Origin of the sequence: Mesorhizobium sp. WSM3224 (genome assembly GCF_000427725.1) — a bacterium.
In the GTDB taxonomy this organism is placed as follows: Bacteria; Pseudomonadota; Alphaproteobacteria; order Rhizobiales; family Rhizobiaceae; genus Mesorhizobium.
In genome coordinates this window covers 1-17,467 of the sequence record NZ_ATYO01000049.1, presented here as the reverse complement: position 1 = coordinate 17,467, position 17,467 = coordinate 1, and the positions used below count along the sequence as shown (strand labels likewise).

7 protein-coding genes and 1 pseudogene are annotated in these 17,467 nt (G+C 58.6%); 3 read left to right on the top strand and 5 right to left on the bottom strand.

Going from position 1 to position 17,467, the window contains the following annotated elements:
• Nucleotides 1-985, top strand: a pseudogene (locus YU3_RS38125) (IS66 family transposase); the annotation flags it as partial.
• A 525-nt stretch (nucleotides 986-1,510) separates the two neighbouring features.
• On the top strand, nucleotides 1,511-8,578 hold the full coding sequence (locus tag YU3_RS0133130; RefSeq protein WP_027170194.1) for a hybrid non-ribosomal peptide synthetase/type I polyketide synthase: 7,068 nt from the start codon (nucleotides 1,511-1,513) through the stop codon (nucleotides 8,576-8,578).
• 154 nt (nucleotides 8,579-8,732) lie between these two features.
• Here the strand turns inward: YU3_RS0133130 and YU3_RS0133125 are convergent, their stop codons facing one another.
• Complete coding sequence (locus YU3_RS0133125) at nucleotides 8,733-9,902, bottom strand: Xaa-Pro peptidase family protein (protein WP_027170193.1); 1,170 nt, start codon at nucleotides 9,900-9,902, stop codon at nucleotides 8,733-8,735.
• Between the two features lie 1,116 nt (nucleotides 9,903-11,018).
• Here YU3_RS0133125 and YU3_RS40060 point away from each other — a divergent pair.
• A complete protein-coding gene (locus YU3_RS40060; protein ID WP_084508481.1) occupies nucleotides 11,019-12,059 on the top strand; it encodes a GlxA family transcriptional regulator in 1,041 nt (346 codons plus the stop codon).
• 789 nt (nucleotides 12,060-12,848) lie between these two features.
• Here the strand turns inward: YU3_RS40060 and YU3_RS38115 are convergent.
• From YU3_RS38115 to YU3_RS38110, 4 genes are all read right to left on the bottom strand, one after another.
• A complete protein-coding gene (locus YU3_RS38115; RefSeq protein WP_036260159.1) occupies nucleotides 12,849-14,618 on the bottom strand; it encodes an NAD(P)/FAD-dependent oxidoreductase in 1,770 nt (589 codons plus the stop codon).
• Between the two features lie 462 nt (nucleotides 14,619-15,080).
• Nucleotides 15,081-16,265 (bottom strand): acetyl-CoA C-acetyltransferase, encoded by a 1,185-nt coding sequence (locus YU3_RS0133100; RefSeq protein WP_036260155.1) that lies wholly within the window; start codon nucleotides 16,263-16,265, stop codon nucleotides 15,081-15,083.
• 49 nt (nucleotides 16,266-16,314) lie between these two features.
• Nucleotides 16,315-16,944, bottom strand: a complete 630-nt coding sequence (locus YU3_RS0133095) for a CoA transferase subunit B (protein ID WP_027170189.1) — start codon at nucleotides 16,942-16,944, stop codon at nucleotides 16,315-16,317.
• Nucleotides 16,945-16,958: 14 nt separating this feature from the next.
• A partial coding sequence (locus YU3_RS38110) for a CoA transferase subunit A (protein ID WP_036260152.1) occupies nucleotides 16,959-17,467 on the bottom strand: 509 nt, incomplete at its 5' end.

Sequence of the window (17,467 nt, the reverse complement as noted above, 5' to 3'; positions counted from 1 at the left end):
ACGATCCGGAAGCTGCAGCGGGCGCTGCATGGTCAGAGTTCTGAACGTTCCGCCCGCCTGCACGACCAGATGGAGCTCACCTTCGAGGAACTCGAGAGCACGGCGACGGAAGACGAGATCGCCGCCGAACAAGCCGCGGCCCGGACCACCGAGGTGGCGCCTTACGTGCGCAGACGACCGGCGCGCCAGCCATTTCCCGAGCATCTGCCACGCGAGCGCGTGGTCGAGCCGGCGCCGACCGCTTGCGACTGCTGCGGCGGTCACCGGCTGCGCAAGCTGGGTGAGGACATCACCGAGACGCTGGAGGTGGTGCCGCGGCAATGGAAGGTGATCCAACACGTGCGGGAGAAGTTCACCTGCCGCGACTGCGAGGCGATCAGCCAGGCTCCGGCGCCGTTCCACGCCACCCCACGCGGCTGGGCCGGTCCCGGCCTACTGGCGATGATCCTGTTCGAGAAGTTCGGCCAGCATCAGCCGCTCAACCGCCAGGCTGAACGCTATGCCCGCGAAGGCGTGCCGCTCAGCCTGTCGACGCTCGCCGACCAGGTCGGCGCCGGCGCCGCGGCGCTGATGCCGCTGTTCAAGCGGCTCGAAGCCCATGTGCTGGCCGCTTCACGTCTGCACGGCGACGACACGACGGTGCCAGTCCTGGCCAAGGGCAAGACCGATACCGGCCGATTATGGACCTATGTGCGCGATGACCGACCGTTCGGCGGCGCCGATCCGCCGGCGGCGGTGTTCTACTATTCCCGCGATCGTCGAGGCGAACATCCCGCGGCGCATCTCGCCGGCTGGAGCGGCATTCTGCAGACCGATGCCTTTGGCGGTTATGGCGACGCCTGTTCTGGAAGCCAGTTGCTGGGCCCACAGCCGGCGCAAAATGTTCGAGCTGGCCGATATCGAAGCTGCGGCGCGCAAGAAGGCGCGCGGCGACAAGCCCAACCTGGTCTATCCGCTGGCGGTTGAAGCCGTGAAGCGCACCAATTGGAGAGGGCCGCCACCCGGCGCATTCGTCGCCCAGTCTCCAAGTTCAAGCCGTCCATTTCTCGCAGAAGCGCAGCCCGCACTTAGGCAAGCCAGTTCCCATCCGTGCGAATTACGCATTAGCCACGACATCGGCCCTCTCGGCAGGGCGCATCGTGTCGGGCTTATGCCGAATCGGACGCCGCACAAGACGCAATACAGGGCAGCTTTTTGGCTGTGACTGACCTCAGACTTTGCGGCAAAAATAGCATCGTTCGTGACCTTCGATCATAAAGGTTCTGCAAATTTGTTAGTATCTGGGTGTCCAATTGCACTGACAGGGCGCGCATGACGATCTTTGGGGATAATGCCTTGTGCTTGTTAGGCGCCTATTTCAGTGCAACAGTTATTTAACTTTGTTTATACAATTGTCGCACGAGGATTGACAATCCATAACCGTAGTATTTGCGAAATTTATCGTAATATTAAAATTGTTTTACCAACAATTCCTGTATCCTCTCTGCACCGAAAGTAATTGGAGATAGCAATGGATTCGATCACGCGTCCGCTGTCGCATGGCCAAATGGGCCTTTGGCTGCATCATCAAACGAGACCAACTGGTAGCGAATACAATTTACCAGTCGAGCTGCGCATAAAGACGCCGTTCGACGTTAACGCCTTGCGTTGCGCGTTGGAGTCATTGGTCGACCGCCATGAAATGCTGCGCACGACCTTTCACCAGGAAGGCGAGCGTGTGGTTCAGCGCATTCATGAGAGAACCTCTCTGAACTTCCACGTCGTTCGACTAGAGGGTGTCGAAGAAGCCTATTTCCATCGATCTATCTCGGCGGAAGCTCGCTTACCTTTCGACCTGGAACATGGGCCGGTGTTTCGCGCTCATCTGTTCATCCGGAGTGCCACTGAAGAGATTCTCCTCCTCAATTTCCATCACATCATTTCCGACGCTCACAGCATTCGCACCTTCCTGCACGAGTTCGGCAGGCTCTACCAGGCGTGCTGCAGCAACACGCACATGCCTCGTCTGACCAAAGCAGTTCCTTACGAGGACTTCGTAGTCTGGCAGGAGCGCCTCCTGGCTGGCGACGGCGGAGAACGCATGTGGGCCTATTGGCGCAGCCAATTTGTCGATCATGAGCCCGGTCTAGCGCTTCCGACCGACAGACCACGAGCTCCGGTTGCCACGCACACCGGATCAGTTCATTCTTTGGATATTGAGATGCCGCAGGTTGCGCGCCTCGAGCAACTGGCGCACGAACAAAAAGTGACGCTCGCCACCGTTCTGCTTGCTGCCTATTACGTCCTGTTGCATCGTTATGGCGACCAGGACGACATCACCCTCTACGTGCCGCGTCACGGTCGCCCGGCGGGAGATTTTTCCGGGACCTTCGGCTATTTTGTGGCCATGGGCGCCTTACGGCAGGATCTTTCCGGAAATCCAGTTTTTCCCGAGCTTTTACAGCGCGTGCGTCACGTGATGCGCTGCGCGCGTAACAACGAATGCTTTCCACTTCCCTTGCTTCTGGCGAAGCTACAGCTCCCCTCGTCACCTGAACGCAACCCGCTCGCCCAGGCAGCATTCAATTTTACTCCGGAAGCCGTGAGTTCTCTTGGCTTCACGCCATGCGGCGTCGACCTCTCCGGCTTGCCCGCGCAAGTTCGATTTTGCGAGACTGATGTGTGGATCGACCTGGACTTCCGAATTGTCGCCGGCAACGAACGCGTCCGCCTTCACATCTTATACAATTCGGATTTGTGGGATCGCAGCACCATTGAGCAGCTGGGGAAGCATTACTGCTTGCTGCTTTACGGGATTGTGGATGCGCCCGCACGACGAATAGGTGACTACGGTCTTCTGACGGCAGAGGAAGAGCATCAGCTTCTACACAGTTGGAATAACACAGCCGCACCATTTCCGTCCGACATTTGCCTGCACAACCTGATCGAAACGCAGGCTGCCGCTTACCCTCACAATGTCGCTGTTAGCTGCCCATTGGAAGAACTCAGCTATGCCATACTTGAACAAAGAGCAAACAGGCTTGCCCATCACTTGATTTCAAGGGGCATCCGCCTTGGAGATGTGGTCGGGGTTCTGCTTGAGCGTTCGTGCGATCTCATTGTCGGCTTTCTAGCAATCTTGAAGGCGGGAGCAGTCTATCTTCCTCTCGATCCCCGACTCCCACCGCAGCGCCTGCGCTTCATGTTGCAGGACGCTGGCGCCGTTGGGATCATCAGTAGGGCGGAACTCAAACAACAGACGTTCGGAAGAGCCTTGGTAGCGCCGCACGTCGAAAGCCTGAATCGATGCGCGATAGTTCTCCTCGACAAGGACCACACCGCAATTGCTCTACACGAAGGCACGCCCCCGCACTGCCCCGCTAGCTCCTTCGATTTGGCTTATGTGATCTATACGTCCGGTTCCACGGGTCAGCCAAGAGGCGTGATGATTGAACATCGCAGTGCCTGCAATATGGCGGAGGATCTGAGGCGCACTTATCGGCTGGGGCCGGACAGCCGAGTACTGCAGTTCGCCTCCTGCGGATTTGATGCATCGCTCTCTGATTTTATGCTGGCTTTATCTTCTGGCGGTCGGTTGTGCATGGCGCCCACAGCCGCATCGTTGCCAGGAGCAGAGCTTGTCGAGTTTATGCGCCGTGAGCGCATTACCTTTGCCGGTCTTACGCCGACGGCGTGGATGTCCTTGCCCTCGAGCGATTTTCCGGATCTCGCCGTGATTAAGTCAGTTGGAGAGGCCTTGCCGTCGAGCCTTATTGAGCGATGGGGTGAGAAACGCCGAATCTTCAACTCCTATGGGCCTACCGAAACGACCGTTTTTTGCATAAGGACGGAGGTGAAACCCGATGGGCGGAAGGCGCCCATCGGCCGCCCTGCCATCAATACAAAGGCTTACATCCTCGATCGCTATGGGAACCCGGCGCCGATTGGCGCGATCGGTGAGCTTAACATCGGGGGGGCCGGCCTGGCTCGCGGCTACATTAATCGCGATGAACTCACGCGCCAGCTTTTCCGGCCAAACCCGTTCGATGATGAACCGCAATCCAGGATCTACAGAACTGGGGATCTGGCCCGGTATCGGTCAGACGGCGCGATTGAGTTCCTAGGCCGGAAAGACGGGCAGATCAAGATCCGCGGCATGCGGGTTGAGCTTGCCGAAATCGAGCAATGCCTGCTGGAGCACGAAAATGTCAAAGCGTGCTGCGTCACGCTGACAGATAGTCCGGACAAAAACTCGAGCCTAACGGCCTATGTGGTGAGGCGACGCGAGAGTTTGGAGGGTTCCGATGAACTTCGAGCTTTTCTGCGTGCAGCGCTGCCTAGCTACATGATTCCTTCCCAGTTCCTGTTCCTCCCGCAACTACCCATCAACCGTAGCGGCAAGATCGATCGGCGTGCTCTTCCCGAGCCGAGGAACGCGCCGAATTTGAACGCCTCAATTTATCCAACCTCTGGGCTGCAGGCGGATTTGGCCAAAGTATGGAAAGACGTGCTGAATCTCGACCGCGTCGATGTTGATGATAACTTCTTCGATGTCGGTGGACATTCCCTGGCTGTCGTCCAGGTTCAGGCGCGTATCCACGATCGTTTAGGCATCGATTGCAAGATTCTGGATTTGTTCGAGCATACCACAATACGAAGGCTCGCGACACACTTGGCCGCAATTCCTTGCGTTCCACCCACGCAGGACGCAGTGAAGCCAAGTGGCCCGATCTCAATCGAAAAGGAACCCAACCAGGACGGCAATGCTGTTGCAATTATTGGCATGGCAGGGAGGTTCCCGGGAGCGGAGAATGTGGATCAATTCTGGAGCAATCTGGTCGATGGCATTGAGTCCATCGCAGATCTGGATGAACAGACATTGCGAGAAGCTGGCGTCGATCCTGAGACGTTTGGTAAGCCTAATTATGTTAGGCGCGAAGCCGTCGTCAGCGGAGTTGATCTGTTTGACGCAGCATTTTTCGGCATCTCGCCTAAGGAAGCAGCGTGGATGGACCCGCAACAACGCTTCCTGTTGGAAACAGCTTATCAGGCGCTCGACCATGCGGGATACGGATCTCGCGAGACAGAGGGTGACCGTGTTGGTGTCTTTGCCGGCGTGGGGGCCAACCACTATCTCATTGACCGCGAACCGAGCCGCGACCTGCTGGATTCAGAGAAGTTGCAGTTTCGTATTCTCAATGGCTGCGATTTCACGGCGACGCGCATCGCCTATAAACTCAACTTGACCGGCCCCTGCGTCTCAGTTCAGACGGCCTGCTCCACTTCGCTAGTTGCTGTCCACCTCGCTTGCCAGAGCCTGCGCAGCAATGAGTGCGACATGGCAATGGCAGGTGGTGCATCGATTTCCTTGCCACATGGAAAAGGCTATCTCCATCAACAGGGCCATATCTTATCCCCTGACGGCCACTGCCGTGCGTTCGATGCTAAGGCACAAGGAACGGTGAGAGGCAGCGGAGCAGCGGTTGTCGTTCTCAAGCGGTTGAGCGATGCCTGCAAAGACGGAGATTACATATGGGCGGTCATAAAGGGGACCGCCATCAACAATGACGGCGCCGCCAAGGTAGGCTTCACTGCCCCCAGCGCCGACGGACAAGCTGCAGTTATTCAAGCTGCCCTCACCGATGCTGGCGTCCCAGCGGATACGATTGGCTACGTGGAGGCGCATGGTACGGGCACCTATCTTGGAGATCCCATCGAAATCTCCGGCCTGAGCAAGGCCTTTCGTTCGCAGACCGCAAGAAAACAATTCTGCGCAATAGGCTCAGTAAAGACAAATATAGGCCATTTAGACGCCGCAGCGGGTGTAACGGGATTGATCAAGGTTGCCACGATGCTGAACAACGGGGTCATTCCCGCTAGCCTACATTTCCATGTGTCCAACCCAAACATTGAGTTTCAGGATAGCCCGGTACTCGTAAATAAGACCGGTACCGCTTGGCCCAAGGGTGATGGGCCAAGACGCGGCGGGGTTAGCTCATTTGGCATTGGTGGCACGAACGCGCACGCGATTCTTGAGGAGGCTCCGCCGCGAACCGGTGAGCAGGCCAGTCGCAGGCCGCAAGTCTTTCCGGTATCGGCGGCGAGCAGTCCGGCAATGACCGAAATGCTCCGGCAACTGGCCGGCTTTATGCGCCGAACCGATATTCAGCATAACGCGGCGAATATCGCATATACGCTGCAAAAGGGTCGAGCCGCTCTCAGATATCGCACAAGTTTCGTGGGATCCGATCTGGCGGAACTAGCCGACAAAATCGATAGGGCGGCACTGCAGGCGGGCATGACGCGAGAGGTGCCAAGCAGTGAACCCCGCATCGTATTCATGTTCTCCGGCCAGGGCGGGCAGCAGATTGGAATGGGTCGGGAGCTATATGAACAAGAGCCGGTCTTCCGCAGCGCCATCGACGAATGCGCAAAGTGGCTTAACGAGTTCGCACATGTTGATTTCCGCGCCCTGCTCTACAAGGAAGGCAAATCCGAGAGCGAATTTGAGCCACAGCTGGAAGTCGTCATGCAGCCCGTCATCTTCGCCACCCAATATGCAATGGCGAAGCTTTTCATCTCGGGGGGCATTTTCCCTGCAGCTGTGATCGGCCACAGCATCGGAGAATATGCAGCCGCTCATATTGCAGGCATCATCTCGCTACCCGATGCCATTCGACTGACACTGAAAAGGGGGCAGTTAACGTCGCGTGTGCCCGTCGGCGGGATTGTTGCAGTCCATCTGTCGCCGGAAGAACTCCGACCATATTGGAATGAACGCCTTTCATTGGCGGCCATAAACGGGCCGCGTCGGTGCGTCGTTTCGGGGGCCGCATCCGAGATCGCGGCGTTTCAAAAGCAATTGGAGGCTGGATCCATTGCGAGCAAACGAATACATGCAAGTCATGCTGTGCATTCGTCCATGCTTGATCCGATCCTGCCAGAGTTTAGGCTTCATGCCGAGCAAGTCGAGTTCCAGGCGCCGCAATTGCCTTTCATGTCAACAGTGCTGGGTGACTGGTTAGAGGCGGAAGTGCCGCCTGATGGCAGCTATTGGGTCCGCAATCTGCGCGAGACGGTGCAGTTTCAGCTGGCTTTCGATCGCCTGATGCAATCGGACTATCAGTTGTTCGTCGAGATGGGGCCTGGCACAGCCCTGAGCAGACATTCAAAACAGTTCAAGTCAAAGAGCGACCTGCGCAGCCCTATCAGCTTTCCAGCCATGCCAGGAGACGATCATGGGGAAGGTGATCACGCGAAGCTGTTGCAAACGCTGGGCCAGCTTTGGACCTGCGGCGTTCGCATTGATTGGTCAGGCCTGCACCACCAAAAGCTCCCGCAGCGCACCCCCCTCCCGCCTTATCCTTTTGACCGTAAGCGTTATTGGCTCGATGGGGCCCCCGCCAAGGAGCGGGACCGAAATGCGGATTTGAATCTACCTAATACGGCAGCGCTATCGGTCACTCGCCCGGCTGGCAGCGAAGAAGCACGTGGTCCAACAGGGGTTGAGACATCTGACGAGGCAGCTTTGGACCGCCAAATTGCGGAAGTCTATCAGGACATTTTGGGTTTGGATGACGTTTCCTTGACGGACAGTTTCTTTGATCTTGGAGGCGATTCATTGAGTGCCTTGAGCGTAATCGACCGCATCGAGCAGCTCACGGGAGAGAGGTTGGCCATTTCTCAGCTGTGGGAACGGCAGACACCGACAGCAGTCGCGATGGCCCTTTCGAAGGCCCGCGGAAGTGCACGTCCGAGCGCATTGGTGCCGATACAAACTGGCGGTTCGTGGGCGCCTCTTTTTTGCCCCCACCCTTTTGGCGGGCATGTGCTCTTCTATACCCCTCTTGCTGAAGCACTGGGCCCGAAACAGCCGCTCTTCGGTCTCCAGGCACGCGGTCTGAACGGTGAGGCAAGGCCTCACTTGAGAATTCCGGAGATGGCGCGGGAATATGTTGAAGCCATCAAGAGCGTTCAGCAACGCGGTCCATATCAGCTCGCCGGCTTGTCTATGGGCGGCAGCATTGCTTGGGAAATGGCCTGCCAATTGCGCGATGCTGGTGACGAGGTAGCGATCCTTGCCCTGCTCGACGCTAAAGCGCTTCACAAGGATGAAGAAGTCGCAAGCGGCCGGTATCATGGCCTGCTCGGCAACAATCCCATTCCTGATTGGCTAAGCGATCAAGCGGTCACAATGAGCGTCCTTTTCCCCGCGCTCAAAAAACATTGGCGAAAGGTGAAATCGATGAAACGTGAGGGCCAGGTGATGGCCTTATGCGATTTCGGAAGGCAAGCTGGCCATGTCCCAAAAATGAGCGACAGACAGCTCGATCATATCCTAACGATCGCCGAGGCCAATAGAATTGCGCTACGCCACTACACACCTCGGCCCAACGACAGTAGGGCCATTCTTTTTGCGGCCAAGAAGGGCCTGCGTGTCTCCTCCAATCTACATGATAGCGATCTTGGGTGGAAGCAGTTCGCGCGGGGCCGCCTGGAAATTCACGAGGTTCCAGGTAACCATTACACCATGGTCGCTCCGCCGCATGTGAACGTCCTTGCGAAGATACTTGCTAACTATCTCGATCGAAACGACTAACATTGGCTAGCAGCCGACCGGGTCGTGGTCGAGTAGCTCCGCGATGAATTCCTACTTCTGCTCGAATGCCGAAGTATCCATCGCCTTCAAGACCCTGCCGACGCGAAGGAGACGGCAGGTGCGCCGCGCAACGCTCGCAGTCCGGCGGTGAGGTTCAGCCCAACGTGAAGAGTTGCCGCGGCGCCTTTGTGAGAACCTCGACGCCGGATTCGGTGACGCGAATGCTTTCGCTAAGCACGTAGCCGAAATCTTCCTCGACCCAGGAACCAAGATGCAGGTGGAAGGTCATGTTCGGCTCGAGGACCGTTGTGTCACCCAGCTTAAGGCTTGTCGTCTTTTCCATCCAGTTGATGCCGATGGAGTATCCGGCCCGAGACTGCTTCTTGAACCCGTGCTTCTCGGTCGTGCTGTGAATAATCTTGGCAACTTCGCCGCTAACGGCGCCCGCATGGATTACATTCAGCCCCGCCTCGAGGCCGGCAAGCTGCGCTTCATGGATGCGCAGCAGGCGGTCGGACGGTTTGCCGAGAGAATAGGTCCTGCAGATCGGAACGTGGTAGTCATGGCGTACGCCGGCGATCTCGAGATTGACCTGGGAACCCTCCCGAAGGATGTCCTCGCTCCAAGTGGTGTGCGGGTTCCCGATGCGCGATGTGGCGCACAGGAAGGGAGTTGCGATCCAAGTTCCGGCCTTGCCGTTCGCTCCGCGGGCGAGCGCTCCCACAATTTCGGCGATGGCGTCTGCCTCCCGCATGCCGGGGCGCATGACTTCCGCGGCTCTAAGCACACCGGCGTCGGAAATCGCGGCGGCCTCACGCATGACAGCAATCTCGAGATCGGACTTGAGCGTGCGTATGCGGGTGACGACGTTCGAGAAATCCTCGATGCGTGACTGCGGCAGGCGGCTTTTGAACTTTTCCACCGAGTCGGCCGACAAATTGGATAGCTCAAGCCCAATGCCGCTCTGCCCCAGTTCCTGGTCCAAAAGGAAGTCAATGACCGCGTCGTAACCGTTCTTGTCCGGATCGCCCATCAACTCTTCCGAGTAGCCCACGATGCTGTCGCGTTCCATGAAGGTCTCCTGCACGGCCGCGGCAACGTCCATCCAGCGTAGGATAAAGACGGGCTCTTCCCGCGAAGCAAGGACGACGACGCCGCGCGTGTCATAAGAGTGAGCGACGGAGCCCGTCAGGTATGTCACATGTGCGTTGTCGGTGATGACAAGTGCGGCGATGTCACGCTCAGCCATCCTCGCCTTCGCCGCAGTGAGCCTGCGTAGATATTCCCAGCGCGGGAAAACCTGCGGTCCTTTAACTACCGGCATAAAACTCCCTCGGATTTTCTCTCAGGGCGGGCCGGCCGGGGCTCCCTGCCTGCAGCCGTTTGCCAGGCTACCGCAATATTGATGCCGACTCCTGGCGTTCTTGTAGGTTGCAGCTACAGAATTCTGAGCAGGCAGGCGCTAAGTCAACAGTTCAGGCGCGAGATTGCCTCATACGGGCGGTCTGGCGGCTCCCGCTCTTCCTTGGCGAACGCCGTCTCCAGGTCGGCTCGCTGGCGCAACCAGGGGGCATCCTATCTCATTCACGATAGATGCCATCCACAGATTGCATTTGACACGATCACCCGCCCCTCGGACCGTTGGGCCATTTTGTATGCCAAGCGGGGGGCAGTTCTGGAGCAAGAGATGTACAACGTTGACGTGTTCGGTGAACTGCTGGTCGAGGCAACGGAATGGCGCCGTTAGCTGCATTAAAGGGTCCACGATACCGCGTTGCGTGACCGTTTGGAGATCGAGACCAGCATAGGAGCGTCAAGCGCCAGCCGTCCGAAAACGCAGAATGTCTGCTTCCTTCGCCGCAAATCGACGAAATGCACTCTCGTCCCAATAGTATTGGAGAAGCTGCGAAACCTTCGGCGATGTAGATCACGCGTCGGACGCTAGTTGGATTCACCTAGCGTCGCACCCGCCGAAGCCGTTTTCCCCGTACGCGCAGAGAACGCGAGGAGATCGAAACGTATCGCCAACGGAACAGGACCGGCTGCCCCCCCGAGCGGGCGCGTCGCGTTCACCACCACATGCGCTCGCAGGAACTGAATGATCTTCAGAGAACACAATGCAAATCAAGGTCCTTCAGAATACATCATCATTGGTCGGCATTATCGGCCTTTGGATCACGGATCAGCTGACGCGCCTGAGCCACCGAGACATCGCACTTAAGCTTCGGCCAACTCGGGCTGGACTCTGTTGATCAGGCATGGATGAAAGGGCATCGATGGTCAATATGACGATAAAAGCGCGCCGCCCAGAGAAGTTTCGCCTATTACACGAGAGGCGTTACTGTTTCGCAGGGTCGCAGGACCGCATGCAACCACGGACTTCGAACTTTGTGTCGCGCCGTTGGAATCCGTTCGCCAGCGCGAATGCAAGAGATGTCAAATGAACGCGCGGTTTCCACCAATCATTCCTCCGAGTTCAGGAGAGTGGCACCGCACAGGAGGCGCCTTTACTTCGCGCCACGATTTGGCTGCTTATCGCATGGTCATCCTGCTCGTTCCCGGATTTTCGCAGTTGACTCTATCATCCTTCGTTGACCCGCTGAGGGTCGCGAACTCGGTCTCGTGTCGCGCTTTCTTTGGATGGAGCGTGGCGAGTTCGGACGGCCGGCCGGTTGTATGCGCCAGCGGAATATCTGTGTGTCCTAACAAGTCGTTTGCCGAAGTCGCGTCAGACCTGCAGCGAAGCGATAGGCCGAGCGCCGTAGTGGTGTGCGCCGGTGCAGGCGTCGAAAGCCACCCACTGGCATCGCTGATGAATATCATACACCTATGCCGAGGGCACAGAATTCCCATTGCAGCGCTGGGAACGGCCACTTGGCTGCTCGCCAAGAGTGGCATTCTGAACGGCACTTCCTGCACGATTCATTGGGAAAAGCTGCCAGCACTGCGCGAAACCTTTGGTCGCCTTCATGTCACCGACTCATTATTCGTATGGGATGGAGACGTTGTGACCTGCGCTGGTGAGCTTGCGTCTTTCGATCTGGCCTTGGAGCTGATTCACCACAATCTTGGCAAGGAAAGCGCAGCGGCCGTTTTCGAGCACACAGGCGCGGGCCAGTGGCGCTCCGGGTCCGAAAAGCAATCCTCAATCGGCGCTAAATATGCTGGTCTGAGCCAGAAACTGGCTGAGGTCGTGCGACTGATGGAGCAGCACGTCGAAGACCCGCTTTCCATGCGCGACATCGCGAAATGCGTCGGACTTTCGCCGCGTCAGATTGAGCGGCTATTCGTGCAGTATGTATCCTGTCCACCGATGCGGTACTATCGGCGCGTGAGGCTCGAATGGGCCAAGCGCCTGATCGAGCAAACGAACATGCCTTTTCTGGAAATTGCAGTCGCATGCGGCTTCATCTCATCGTCTCACTTCTCCAAGAGCTTCCGCGAACTTTTCGGCAAGGCCCCGAGCGCTTGTCGTGCCTGAAAGGCGGGCGATCCTGGTCCGACCTTACAACGAGCCATGCACAACGGTCTCTGCCCTCTCGGAATCCGAAAAAGTTGGGTGAAAGGTTACCCCGGCGCCGTGACCCCCTTGTTCGTTCGCCATCCTCTCGGATGCTCGTACGTCAGCGGTACTTCTCCAGGGCGGAACTGTCATGAAGGTCGCCGGATTGAATCGAGCGATGCGACATGCCAGTTCTGGTCGACCCCGCAAGGATCAAAGATCCTCGCCCTGGCCGCCTTCGAGTTCTTCGAGGCGCATCCCGTTATATGACCGGCGATTCGTCTTTGTCGCGCGCCTGCTCATCATTTCCACGGACGCTCTGGCCCAGGCCATCGGCTCCGTCTGCGGTGCATGAAATAGAACCCGATTGGCCGCCGAGGCGCGGCGATTTCCTCCCAAGCACTGGCATTGATCGTTCGTCGCCGTTGCGGCGTGAAGGAGTATGTGCCGGCCCGTCTCAAACATCGTTGGCGGGGCGGGCGATTGTGTTGCCATAGCCACGGCATTCGGCAACGCGGGCGGCGAGTATATGGGCGGTCTGCTCGGGTCCGGCGTGATGGCGAAGTTCCTTAAGCTCCATCACTGCATCGCGGCTTTTATATCCGGAATCCTGCGCCCGTGCGATGGACTATATTACCCCATCCTGCTGCTCATATGCCTTGCTGCCATCGCCTTTGTTGACGAATTCGAACTCACAGGATCAACGTGCCGGCGAACTCGTCGGCGCCGGCATCTAGCCGGCGCCTTGAAGAAAGCATTTGAACGGCGTCACCGTGTGGATTGTGCCCTCGGCGATCGGCGGATCGTCGCAGGCCGATGAACCGATATCGGGAGATTCTCAAGCCGCGCCTTAATCTGAAGGGCGAGGTGCAATGAGTAGATACGCGATTGCGACAGGCTGCCGCCGTGAAACCACAGACCCTCCTGCGCAGTCGGTTTCCACATGTTCTTCAACTCCCCTTCCCAGGGGCCCGGGTCCAATGCTGTGTCGGATCCGAGCCCCCAGCAATGGCCCACGCGGCGCTCACAATCCTTGGAGATCAGCGTACCAATCCAGCTTTCCATTGGTTCAAAGCCGGTGGCGTAGATGATGGCATCTGCATCAAGTTCTAACCCATTGCTGAGGACCACCGACCTCTCCTTGATTTCCTGGATAGTGGTCCCGCTCCTCACTTTGATCTGTCCATTGATGATCAAGTCCGAGGCGCCGACGTCGAGGTAGTATCCGGAAGCACGTCGAAAATATTTTCCGTTCACGCCGGTATTGTCCTCGCCGAAATCGAGAAGAAATCCTGCAGATCGCAGCTGCGCATAAAACGTCGCGTTCTCCCGCTGGTCCTTGTCGCAGTCTTCTCTGTCAATGCTTTCCCTGGCCCTGAATGGCATCGAGGCCGATATCAGGTCACGACGCTCAGTGCTGAGATCAGGGCTCTGAGGGTTTTGGGGGATCCTGAGGACGCTGGTCGACGAGCGCTGGACCATAGTTACATCGGCATTTGCCGCCCACAGATCAACACATATGTCATGCGCGGAGTTGTTAGAGCCCAGGACGACAACGCGTTTACCAGCCAGCGTTGCTCCGTCCCGGTGCTCGCTAGAATGATATTGCACGCCTGCGAACAATTCAGCCCCCGGCAACACCGGGGTCTTGGGCTTTCCGGAGAGGCCAGTGGCGATGACGAGTTGCTTTGGCCTCAAGATCTCTATGCTGCCTTCGCGCTCAACGTTGACAATCCATTCCTTGTTCTTGTCGTCAAAGTGCGCACTGCGAACGGTTGTAGAGCACCATATGTTAAGTTCCATAACTTTCGCATACATTTCCAGCCAGTCGGCAATCTTGTCTTTCGACATGTAAATCGGCCAATGGCTCGGGAACGGAATGTACGGGAGATGGTTTGACCAGACTGGATCATGCAGATTGAGAGACTTATAGCGCTGCCGCCAAGCATCGCCCGGCCTTGGCAGCGCATCAACAATCAAAGTGGGAATACCGAGCATCTTCAGCCTGGCCCCTAGTGCCAACCCTCCCTGCCCCCCACCTACAACGAGGCAATAGGGCTGGACCTCGGTGCCGAGTGTTCGCTCCTCCCGCTGACGCTGCTCAAGCCAGGTCAGCCTTTCCTTACTGGCCGTATGCTCAGCTCCGGCAGGACGACGCGGCCCGGACGGCTCTTCAAAGCCCTTCAGTTCGGTCATTGACGTGAGGAGCGTCCAGCACTTGCCTGCGCGGAGCCGGATATAGCCCTTGCCTCGTGCGGTCGCGGTCTCAAAATCAAACGCGCTCTCGAGTCGATCCCCCTCAGTCTTCGATTCTCCGTCACGCACTATCGAGATGCTGCCGACTTGGTCGAGCTGTTCATGCAGCATCTTTGCAATGGCGGGTCGGCCGTCCATTGTCGCAATCGTCCAAGTGAATGCGACCAGATCCCGCCAGTAGCATTCCTCGGCCGAGAACATCGACACTGCCGCCTCGACGCGCCCTGTATTGAGAGCCGCTTCGAATGCTGCAAGCCATTCCTCGACCTGATTGTTGCCCATGCTAATAGGTTCCTCGCCGGAGTGCCGCTTAATTTCTGAGGTGAGGTCAGTCAACGTCCAAGCTCCTATTCGGTTAAAAGAGGCGGGGGCGCATTCTGCGCCGTTCCCGCGTAACACTGGTTTTCTGGAAGTTGAATCTAGCAGCGTTGAACCGGCGGGGAGCGTCGATTTCTCGTCGAAGGCGCAGGAACGCCGCGTTCCGCCCTTAACTGCGCAGAATTCCGCCGCTTGCTCGGCAAAGCACAGGAGCAAAGAGCCGACAAACAGCCCAGAGCGCCCTGCTGGCTGGGAGGATACCAGCAGGGCGCGCCGCGATAGGTCGCGGTCTTGGGACGACCGGACATGGCGGCATGTCTGCACCGCCCGTCGACACGAACGCTGCAATTTGGAAATCGGCTTCCCTCTTTCGACGCTGGAGGGTTCGGATCCGTTTAGACTAAGCTACGCGCAAAGCGAAATGACTCAGTTCAGCGCTTCCACGCACAGCGCCACGCCCATGCCGCCGCCGATGCACAGGGTGGCGAGGCCCTTCTTGGCGCCGCGGCGGCGCATCTCGAAGACCAGCGTGTTGAAGATGCGGGCGCCGGAGGCGCCGATCGGATGGCCGATGGCGATGGCGCCGCCATTGACGTTGACGATCAAGGGATCCCAGCCCATGTCCTTGTTGACGGCGCAGGCCTGCGCGGCGAACGCCTCGTTGGCCTCGACAAGGTCGAGATCCCCTGCCGACCAGCCGGCCCTCTCCAAAGCCTTGCGCGAGGCGGGAATGGGTCCGGTGCCCATGATCGCCGGATCGACGCCGGCGGTTGCCCAGGAGGCGATGCGCGCCAGCGGAGTGATGCCACGCCGTGCGGCTTCCGCTTCGCTCATCAGCAGCGCGCCGGCGGCGCCGTCATTGATGCCGGAGGCGTTGGCGGCGGTCACCGTGCCTTCCTTGTCGAAGGCCGGCTTCAGCTTGGTCATGGCATCCAGCGTCGCGCCGTGGCGGATGTATTCGTCCTGATCGACAACCGTGTCGCCCTTCTTGCCCTTGATGGTGAAGGCGACGATCTCGTCCTTGAACTTGCCGGCCTTCTGCGCTGCCTCGGCCTTGTTCTGCGAGGCCAGCGCGAACTGGTCCTGGTCGTCGCGGGTGATCTGGAACTGGCGGGCGACGTTCTCGGCGGTGTTGCCCATGTGATAGCCGTTGAAGGCATCCCACAGCCCGTCCTTGATCATGGTGTCGATCATCTTGTAGTCGCCCATCTTGACGCCGGCGCGCAGATGTTCGGCGTGCGGCGACAGCGACATCGATTCCTGGCCGCCGGCGATGATCACCTTGGCGTCGCCGGTGGCGATCTGCTGCATGCCGAGCGCGATGGCGCGCAGGCCGGAGCCGCAAACCTGGTTGAGGCCCCAGGCGGTGGTCTCCTTGGGCAGGCCGGCCAGGATCGAGGCCTGGCGAGCCGGGTTCTGGCCTTGCGCCGCGGTTAGCACCTGGCCGAGGATGACCTCGTCGACCTCGGCCGCCTCGACACCGGCACGCGCCAATAGTTCCTTGATGACGACAGCACCGAGTTCATGCGCGGGCGTCGCGGCGAAGGCGCCGTTGAAGGAGCCTACGGCCGTGCGCGCGGCGCTGGCGACAACGATGGAGGTTTTGGTCATAATCGCACCCTCTATTTTGGGACCGGCGGCTGCAGCCAGCACACCCGCCTCAGTTGACGATCGTTGCTTCGGTTGCGCCGCGGAGTTCGTCCTCAGTGACGCCATCGGCGCAGTCGACGAGCTTCAGCCCGCCCTCGACCACATCGAGAACGCCCAAGTTTGTGATGATGCGGTCGACCACCCCTTTACCCGTAAGCGGCAGCGTGCAGGCTTTGAGCACCTTCGATTCCCCGGCCTTGTTGGTGTGGTCCATGACAACGATGACGCGTTTCACGCCGGCGACAAGGTCCATCGCGCCGCCCATGCCTTTGACCAGCTTGCCGGGGATCATCCAGTTGGCGAGGTCGCCGTTCTCGGCCACTTCCATGGCGCCTAAGATCGCCATTGCGATCTTGCCGCCGCGGATCATCGCAAAGCTCTGGGCAGAGTCAAAGAAGGCCGAATGCGGCAGCGCCGTCACCGTCTGCTTGCCGGCATTGATGAGGTCGGCGTCGATCTCGTGCTCGGTCGGGAATGGACCGATGCCAAGCAAGCCATTCTCCGACTGCAGCGTCACGTGAATGCCGTCTGGAATATGATTGGCGACGAGCGTCGGAATGCCGATGCCAAGATTGACATAGGTGCCGTCCTCAAGCTCGCGCGCGGCCCGCGCCGCCATCTGGTCCCTGTCCCAGGCCATCTGTCACCTCCCCTTCAAGCCGCAGCACGCGTCGTGCGCTGTTCAATGCGCTTCTCGTGCTTGCCCTCAATTAGGCGATGCACATAGATCCCCGGCAGGTGGATCTGGTCAGGCTCCAGACTGCCGACGGGAACGATCTCCTCGACTTCGGCGACACAGGTCCTGCCGCACGTGGCAGCCGGCGGGTTGAAGTTGCGCGCTGTCTTGCGGAACACCAGGTTGCCCGAGGCATCTGCCTTCCAGGCTTTCACAATTGACAGGTCGGCGACGATGCCGGTCTCAAGCATATAGGTTTCCCCGTCGAAGACCTTGTGCTCCTTGCCCTCTGCCACGACGGTCCCCACGCCGGTCTTGGTGTAGAAGCCGGCGATGCCAGCGCCGCCGGCCCGCATGCGTTCAGCCAGCGTCCCTTGCGGATTGAACTCAAGTTCCAGTTCCCCGCTCAGATACTGGCGCATGAACTCGGCATTCTCGCCGACATAAGAGGAGATCATCTTCCTGATCTGCTTGGTCTTGAGCAGCA

Bases quoted from the DNA above. Each gene is read 5' to 3' on its own strand.
- YU3_RS0133130 (WP_027170194.1), top strand. From the start codon at position 1,511: ATGGATTCGATCACGCGTCCGCTGTCGCATGGCCAAATGGGCCTTTGG.
- YU3_RS0133125 (WP_027170193.1), bottom strand. From the start codon at position 9,902: ATGCCGGTAGTTAAAGGACCGCAGGTTTTCCCGCGCTGGGAATATCTA.
- YU3_RS40060 (WP_084508481.1), top strand. From the start codon at position 11,019: ATGAACGCGCGGTTTCCACCAATCATTCCTCCGAGTTCAGGAGAGTGG.
- YU3_RS38115 (WP_036260159.1), bottom strand. From the start codon at position 14,618: ATGGGCAACAATCAGGTCGAGGAATGGCTTGCAGCATTCGAAGCGGCT.
- YU3_RS0133100 (WP_036260155.1), bottom strand. From the start codon at position 16,265: ATGACCAAAACCTCCATCGTTGTCGCCAGCGCCGCGCGCACGGCCGTA.
- YU3_RS0133095 (WP_027170189.1), bottom strand. From the start codon at position 16,944: ATGGCCTGGGACAGGGACCAGATGGCGGCGCGGGCCGCGCGCGAGCTT.